The sequence below is a fragment of the Ruminococcus sp. RTP21358st1_G6_RTP21358_211008 genome, assembly GCF_040908885.1.
Taxonomy (GTDB): Bacteria; Bacillota; Clostridia; order Lachnospirales; family Lachnospiraceae; genus Blautia_A; species Blautia_A faecis.
In genome coordinates this window covers 26,266-34,331 of sequence record NZ_JBDGDM010000048.1, presented here as the reverse complement: position 1 = coordinate 34,331, position 8,066 = coordinate 26,266, and the positions used below count along the sequence as shown (strand labels likewise).

Here is an 8,066-nt window from a genome sequence, read left to right as displayed (position 1 = left end):
ATGTTTCCCGTTCGACTTGCATGTGTTAAGCACGCCGCCAGCGTTCATCCTGAGCCAGGATCAAACTCTCTGATAAAATGTTTGATTCACTCAAGACAACCAACTAGCTTAGTTATCTCTCGTCATTACTGTTTTAAAAGTTTCATTCGAAAATGAATTGTATAAAGAAATTTTCGAGAATCGTATGTGTTTCACTGTTTAGTTATCAAGGTTGTTTCGCTGTCATCTATTTGCGACAGCTTATTTACTTTATCATATCTTTCAAATCTTGTCAAGCACTTTTTTCAAAAGTTTTTAAGATTTTCAAGACCCTGTCTAAAGTTGTTTGTTTCTGTCGTTCTGTTCAAGCGACTTGATTACTTTATCATAAGTTCAGTCATTTGTCAACAGTTAATTTGAATTTTCTGAAAACTATTTTATTTTTCAGTATTTCAGAAGCAATTCCTTGTGACAGCTTGTTTACTATACCACTGCCGCAAGGAATCGTCAAGCACTTTTTTACAAAAAAATTCATATTTTTTGTACAGGTTATCATTGCTTACTTTTCAAGTATTATTTCTCTATCTATTTTCACAAACGTAAACATAAAACCTATTTACTCATAATATACCGGATGGCATCCTGAATCTGTCTCACATAGACCAGATTAACCCCATCTGCTTTTTCCACTGAATTTCTGCATACCTCAGGCAGGATCACGGTGTCAAATCCCAGCTTTTTCGCCTCCTGCACTCTCTGCCCCGCCATACTTACGGCACGTACTTCTCCACTAAGTCCAATTTCACCAAAAGCCATCAATTTATCTGGAATTACAATATCCTTCATGCTGGATGCAATTGCCAGGCAGATTCCAAGATCAATCGCCGGTTCTGTCATCTTCATCCCTCCGGCAATATTTACATAGGCGTCAGAAGAAGCAAGATGAAGCCCAACTTTCTTCTCCAATACAGCCATGAGAAGATTGACCCTGTTAAAATCCGTTCCCACAGCAGTCCTTCTTGGAATACCAAAATTACTCTCACAAACCAATGCCTGAATTTCCACAAGGATCGGGCGTGTTCCCTCCATAGAACATGCCACAACACACCCTGACGCGTTCTCAGGACGTCCCTCTAAAAGATACTCCGAAGGGTTTGAAACTTCTTCAAGACCAGTCCCCTGCATTTCAAAAACGCCAATTTCATTGGTAGAACCAAATCGATTCTTCACCGCACGCAGAATCCGATAGGAAGCGTGTCTGTCTCCCTCAAAATAAAGCACTGTGTCAACCATATGTTCCAGCACTCTCGGACCTGCCACATTGCCCTCCTTGGTCACATGACCAACAATGAAAATCGTTATTCCAAGACCTTTTGCAATCTGCATCAGTACATTCGTAGACTCTCTTACCTGGGAAACGCTCCCCGGTGCAGAACCAATCTCCTCATCAAACATAGTCTGAATAGAGTCCACAATAGCTACATCTGGTTTCTTTCGTTCCATTACTTCTCGTACAGTATCCAGATTGGTCTCACATAAAAGCTGAAGGTTTTCGTTGAAAGTACCGATACGGTTAGCACGAAGTTTGATCTGACGCAAAGACTCCTCACCGGAAATATAGAGGACAGAATTTCCATTCTCAGCCAGATTCCGGCACACCTGTAAAAGAAGGGTGGATTTTCCGATACCCGGATCTCCCCCAACAAGAACCAAAGACCCGGGGACAATGCCGCCCCCGAGTACTCTGTCAAGTTCCCCTATTTTCGTTGTCTGACGTTCATCCTCTTTCAGACTGATCTCCTTCAGAATCACCGGTTCAGACTGCTGCCTGGAAACGGACTTACCGCCTCCTGATGCTTTTTTCCCTGTGGATACAGGTTCTTCCGCAAAAGAATTCCAGGCCTTACAGCCAGGGCACTGTCCCATCCATTTCGAGGATTCGTAACCGCACTCCTGGCAAAAATATACCATTTTTTTATTTTTTAGCATTTTACAATTTTTACATCAACAGCTGAGCCATTTCCAAGCTCTACGCTGAAAGAAAGCTTTCCGCCAAGGTTGGTCTCCATTTTACCTGTGCTTGCTCCGTCAAGATATACTTCATACTGAGCTTCTGCCTCAAGTTCAACCGTGATCTGTGCATCCTCCGGTCCTTCTACACGAAAACTCATCTGACTTCCGTCCTGTGCAAGATCAAATACAGCGGTACCTGGTACGGACTCATATACAAACATACCATTGCGTTCCAGCTTGGTGATCTCCTTGAATGTTTTTACTTTATACATATCTCCCTGATGGGGATAGTCTGAAACCTTTGATTTCTGGTTTTTCTCATAATCTCCAAAGCTGATGGTACCATTTTCCTCTGTACGGATCAGTTCCTTTACTACTGCCATGATGCTTGTCCTCCCTAAGACTCTTTCGTTATGTTCTCCAGCGGATTTCTCCTCGCCAGATCCTTTTCACCGGTTCCCCGATGTTGTACATATTATATAATAAAACTTTTTTCTTTGCCAGTCCCTTACATAAAATTTATAGTAATTTTAGAATATTACTGGTTACTGTTCAAACCTAATATTACTTCACAATAAAACGAATTTCTTTATTTCTATACTGTACCTGCACGATGTCTCCCCGCCTGATCTTGCCCTCCAGGAGCTCATTTGCCAGCCGGTCTTCTATCTTGGACTGAATGGCCCGGCGAAGAGGTCTTGCACCGTATTTAGCATCAAATCCAGCTTCTGCAATATAATCTACTGCAGAATTCGTCACATTCAGATGAATATCCATCTGTTCCTCACAACGTTTTTCCAGTGATTTCAGGAGCAGGAGTACAATCTTACGGATTTCCTCCTTATTCAAGGTGTGGAATACCATAATCTCGTCAATTCGATTCAGGAATTCCGGTTTGAAAAGACGGCGCACTTCTTCCATAACGCCGGATTTCATTTTTTCATAATCCTTTTTCTCATCTTTCTGGGAAATAAAACCAAGCTGCTTCGGTTCTACGATTGCCTGGGCGCCCGCATTGGAAGTCATGATAATGATCGTCTGTTTAAAATCCACTTTTCTTCCGTGGGCATCTGTAATATGTCCGTCATCCAGCACCTGAAGCAAAATGTTAAACACATCCGGATGTGCTTTCTCGATCTCATCAAAAAGAATAACACTGTATGGATTTCTGCGTACTTTTTCGCTGAGCTGTCCGCCTTCATCATATCCCACATATCCTGGCGGAGAACCGATCAGCTTGGAAACACTGTGTTTCTCCATATATTCAGACATATCCACACGAATCATAGCCTGTTCACTGCCAAACACAGCCTGAGCCAGTGCCTTGGAAAGTTCTGTTTTCCCAACGCCTGTTGGCCCCAGAAACAGGAAAGAACCGATTGGACGGTTCGGATCCTTCAAGCCCACACGACCACGTTTTACAGCCTGAGAAACAGCATGCACTGCTTCCTCCTGACCAATCACACGTTTGTGAAGTTCTTTTTCCAATTGAGCAAGACGTCTGGTCTCTCCCTCCGTCAGTCTTTGTACCGGAATTTTGGTCCAGTCGGATACAATCGAGGCTACGGCTTTTTCGTCCACTTTTCCGGATTTTCTCTGATTCTTCTTTTCTTCTTTTACCTGAAGCTGCTCAAGTCTGGCTTCTGCTTCCTTCTGTTTCTCCTGGCATTCTTTGGCAAGACTTAAATAACCAGTTTTGATGGCACGCTCTTTCTCCTGAAGGATTTCCTGAATCTCACGACTTAAATCCTCAATCTCGGAAGAAGCCTGATATCCGGAAAGCTGTACCTTAGATGCAGCTTCATCAATCAGGTCGATTGCTTTATCCGGAAGGAATCTGTCGTTAATATAACGTACTGACATTTTAACTGCTGCTTCCAAAGCTTCATCTGATATTTCTACTTTATGATGTCTTTCATAGTATGGGCGAAGTCCCTTCAGGATCTCGTAAGCCTCCTCTTCAGAAGGCTCTTCCACGGTAACAGGCTGGAAGCGTCGCTCCAGAGCGGCATCCTTCTCTATATATTTGCGATACTCTTCCAGAGTGGTCGCGCCTATGATCTGCAATTCCCCACGGGAAAGAGATGGCTTCAGAATATTGGAAGCGTCAAGGGCTCCTTCTGCTCCGCCAGCTCCAATAATTGTATGAAGCTCATCAATAAACAGAAGAATCCCCTGATTCTCACGTACTTCATCCACGACCTTGCGGATACGCTCCTCAAATTCACCTCTGTACTTGCTTCCAGCCACCATTCCAGACAGATCCAACACTACCAGTCGCTTGTCTTTAATCGTCTCCGGAACACTACCTGCAAGAATCCTCTGGGCAAGCCCCTCGGCAATGGCAGTCTTACCTACCCCTGGTTCGCCTACCAGACATGGATTATTCTTGGTTCTGCGGCTTAAAATCTGGATTAGCCTGCTGATTTCCTTTTCTCTTCCCACAACAGGGTCCAGTTTGCCCTCTGCTGCCATCTGGGTCAGATCACGGCTGTACTGGTCAAGCGCCGGCGTCGGGCTGCCTCCGAGATTTTGCATTGCCTTGGCAGCCTGGAACTCTTCCTGAATAGCCTCATTGTCATAGCCCATGGCTCCAAGGACTGCTGCGTAAAGCTTCTGGATATTCACTCCCATCGTATACAAAAGCCGGGTTCCAACACAGTCCGTCTCGCGGAGCATGGCAAGGAGCAAATGCTCCGTTCCTGCCTTCTCACAGCCAGAATTCTGTGCCTCTGCCACGGCACTTTTCAGAACCTTCTCTGTTCTCGGACTGTATGGCGGCTTCATTTCAATCTCAGTTATATTTCCCACTTCTGCCGGAGTTACCAGCTTATCGATCAGTTCCACCAGTTTCTTGCCATCTACCTGAAATTCCTCCAGGACTCTTCCGGCAGTGCCTTCTGTCTCACTTAAAAGTCCCAGTAAAAGATGTTCTGTACCAATATAGCCCAGTTCAAAATCAATGGCTGCTGCCTTTGCCAGTGTCAGGGCTGTCTGAGCCTGTTTCGTAAATTTATTTCGCATTGATCAATTGTTCCTCCTTACGCTAGTGTACAAACAAGTTGATTTCTCGAACAATCTCGCTTTTATTTCTCATATTCATCCAAAATCTCATCTATAAGACTATGCACTTCTTCCCTGGTCACATTATTGCAGCAGCCCCTTGCCAGCGCAACACGTAAATTCTGCTTCAATTCCTCCATAGCCCTTAACTTATCCACATCCAGACAGATTACTGCGCCTTTTCTTCTGTCAATGGAGACAAATCCTTCCTGGCGTAACAATGAATAGGCCTTGTTTACAGTATGCATATTAATTCCAATGGTATCCGCAAGCTGTCTGACAGATGGAAGAGGATCTCCTTCCTGCAACCGGGATGTGGCAATTCCCATAATGATCTGATTCATCAGCTGGGTATAAAGTGCCTCGTCACTCTGGAAATCTATCTCTATTACCATTTTATCCCTCCCTGTAAAAAATAGTGAATATCCCAAAAACAAAAGGACCGGAGTCATACAGCCCCGGTCTCTTCCTATCTTTCGTAATAAACACTTCGTTTAGATATAAGCCAAGCCATCTGCAAAGCTGGCAGCGCTCCCTATTCCTACTGAACCGGTGTCTCAGCTGCCGGTGCTTCTTCTGCCTTTACTTCACCCTCTGATGCCTTAGTCTCCTGCGTTGCTGCCGCAGCAGGTGCACTCTCAGCCGGTACTGAAGCCGGAGGAATCTCCACACCCAGAATCTTTCCAAGCTGTACTCTGTCAAGAATCAGATTGAATCCCATCGGGTTGATCACAAATGCTTTCGCCTGGTTGATAATGAGACCTGGCAGTTTGGCAAATGGAACCTTGGCTGCCCGAAGCTTCTTGCCTCTTGCAAATTTATCAAATTCCATAACATCTGTAAAAGCCGGCTGAAGAATATCCCCCTGTTTGTTCTTAAGATATGGAATGTTAACCTTGGTCGGGTCTTCCGGATCAGTAGCCATAGCTACCAGGAATTCAGATTTCTTAAGGTTCACGATCAGCTCTTCTTCCATTTCACGAAGGTTCACAGTGCGCTCCTCTTTCTTAATCGGGCGACGGAGCTCCTGCATAAAATAGATACCGGAAAGCTGAAGAGTGGAATTAAAAAGTGGCTGCTTCTTCGGCTCAAGCTGGCTGAAATCTGCCTGTCTGGCAATTCTGGTAAGTTCAACCTCAATCTGATTCTCTCCATCAACCCATACTACACTGTTTACACCGATTGCATAAAGTGTGCCGTAGAATCTTGGGTAGTCTTTCTTCTCATATTTCATTCCCATAAGAAGAATCTTATCCTCTAATTTCTTCTTACCAAATGCTTTAATCTCTTCTTCTGTGGCAAATACCCACACCTGATCATTAAAGCTCTCCTGATCGCAAATTACATATGGAAGCTTCGTAGCCTGTGAATACGCTACAAAGATTTCGTCTCTTGTCTGTAATTCCTTAATTGCTTCCTGTTCAGTGATTCCCATGTCATTATCCTCTCAGTCCTGGTTTCCTGCTGTCGTATACGAAAATTCTATGAACCTTGTCCTGTCTGGCAGATTTCAAAACATATCGACAAAAACCTAATATAGGTTTTATTTTATAACAAAATTGCAAAAAAGTAAAGTCTAACCGTCAGTGTTTTTATGCAATTTTACCGCGTTCCATACTAGAACGTGTCCCAAAAATCATTTTTTCATGCTGCACGCCCCAATTTTCGGCATATCTTGTCACGCCTGGCATCCACTGATCCGACAAGCCTTCTCTTATTTTGTCATAAATTCTACAATCTTATCAAGCTGTGCCAGCTGGTCTTCTTTCAGGGCAGACTTTACCGTTACCGTCTCTTCATAGATTTCCATATCTTTCATACCGGAAAGGATCTCTTTCATCTGCTTACCTGCAGTAGAAGCCCAGGTACCGTTTTCCAGAACTGCCACTTTTCTCTTCTGCAGATTGTGGGCAGCAAGTTCATGAAGCAGGGTTTCCATCTTCGGGAAAAGTCCTGCATTATAAGTCGGGCAGGCAAATACGATTCTGTCACAGCGGAATGCTTCCGCTACCAGATAGGAAGGATCTGTTACAGAAACATCATAAACCTTCACATTCTTCTCCCCTGCATCTGCCAGTCTGCCTGCCAGAACATCAGCTGCATTCTCCGTATTTCCATAAATGGAGGCATACATAACCACAACATTATGATCTTCAGGTGTATAAGTGCTCCATTTCTGATATTTGTCAATAAACCATCCAAGATCCTCTCTCCAGATAGGACCATGAAGTGGGCAGATCATGGCGATATCAAGTGTAAGGGCCTTTTTCAGGGCACTCTGAACCGGTCCGCCATATTTTCCAACAATATTTACCAGATATCTTCTGGCATCATCCAGCCACTCTTCTTTAAAGTTTACTTCATCTGCAAACACATTTCCATTCAGCGCTCCAAAAGTACCAAAAGCATCTGCGCTAAAAAGCACTTTGTCATATGCATCGTATGTAACCATTGCTTCTGGCCAGTGAACCATGGGGATCATGGCAAACGCAAGGGTATGTTTACCTGTACTGATGGTATCTCCCTCTTTGATCACAACTGCATGGGCATCCACGTCAAAGGTAAAGAACTGTTTCATCATGTTAAAGGTCTTGGCATTTCCCACAACCTTCACTTCCGGGAATCTTCTTACCACCTCTTCCACAATTGCACAATGATCTGGTTCCATATGGTTTACGATCATATAATCCAAAGGTCTGTTTCCAAGAACATGCTCCAGATTTTCAAAAAACTGTCCGCTTACAGACTTGTCAACTGTATCCAGAAGCACGGTATGCTCATCCAGGATCACATAAGAGTTGTAGGAAACTCCTCTTGGAATCGGGTAAATATTTTCAAAAAGGGCAAGTCTTCTGTCACTTGCACCGATCCAGTATAAATCTTCGTTTACTTTCTTCACATTGTACATAATGGTTCCTCCTAATGCTTTTGCTAAATAAATTCTGCAACACAGAATTCTCTGACTTTTGTATTTTCATCCTGTCAGGACTTCCATAACCAAAAACAGACAG

General features: G+C 43.8%; 6 protein-coding genes and 1 rRNA gene. All 7 read right to left on the bottom strand.

Translation table 11 applies throughout. The annotated features are described in order from the left end of the window. A 16S ribosomal RNA gene (locus AB5Z12_RS16590) occupies positions 1-76 on the bottom strand; the annotation flags it as partial. A gap of 515 nt (positions 77-591) precedes the next feature. Further along, positions 592-1,968, bottom strand: coding sequence for a DNA repair protein RadA (radA, locus tag AB5Z12_RS16585; protein ID WP_148462736.1), 1,377 nt, complete (start codon positions 1,966-1,968; stop codon positions 592-594). Next, positions 1,962-2,375: an endosialidase gene (locus AB5Z12_RS16580; RefSeq protein ID WP_148462737.1), complete on the bottom strand. Its 414-nt coding sequence runs from the start codon at positions 2,373-2,375 to the stop codon at positions 1,962-1,964. The genes radA and AB5Z12_RS16580 overlap by 7 nt, the downstream gene beginning before the upstream one ends. A gap of 181 nt (positions 2,376-2,556) precedes the next feature. Next, positions 2,557-5,016, bottom strand: a complete 2,460-nt coding sequence (locus tag AB5Z12_RS16575; protein WP_368357394.1) for an ATP-dependent Clp protease ATP-binding subunit — start codon at positions 5,014-5,016, stop codon at positions 2,557-2,559. Between the two features lie 62 nt (positions 5,017-5,078). Further along, positions 5,079-5,450: a GntR family transcriptional regulator gene (locus AB5Z12_RS16570; protein WP_118579020.1), complete on the bottom strand. Its 372-nt coding sequence runs from the start codon at positions 5,448-5,450 to the stop codon at positions 5,079-5,081. Positions 5,451-5,596: 146 nt separating this feature from the next. Continuing rightward, complete coding sequence (locus tag AB5Z12_RS16565; RefSeq protein ID WP_148462739.1) at positions 5,597-6,490, bottom strand: SseB family protein; 894 nt, start codon at positions 6,488-6,490, stop codon at positions 5,597-5,599. Positions 6,491-6,769: 279 nt separating this feature from the next. Continuing rightward, the gene (locus AB5Z12_RS16560) at positions 6,770-7,963 is read right to left on the bottom strand and encodes an FprA family A-type flavoprotein (RefSeq protein WP_173770353.1); all 1,194 of its coding nucleotides are present in this window, start codon (positions 7,961-7,963) and stop codon (positions 6,770-6,772) included. Positions 7,964-8,066 lie beyond the last annotated feature (103 nt).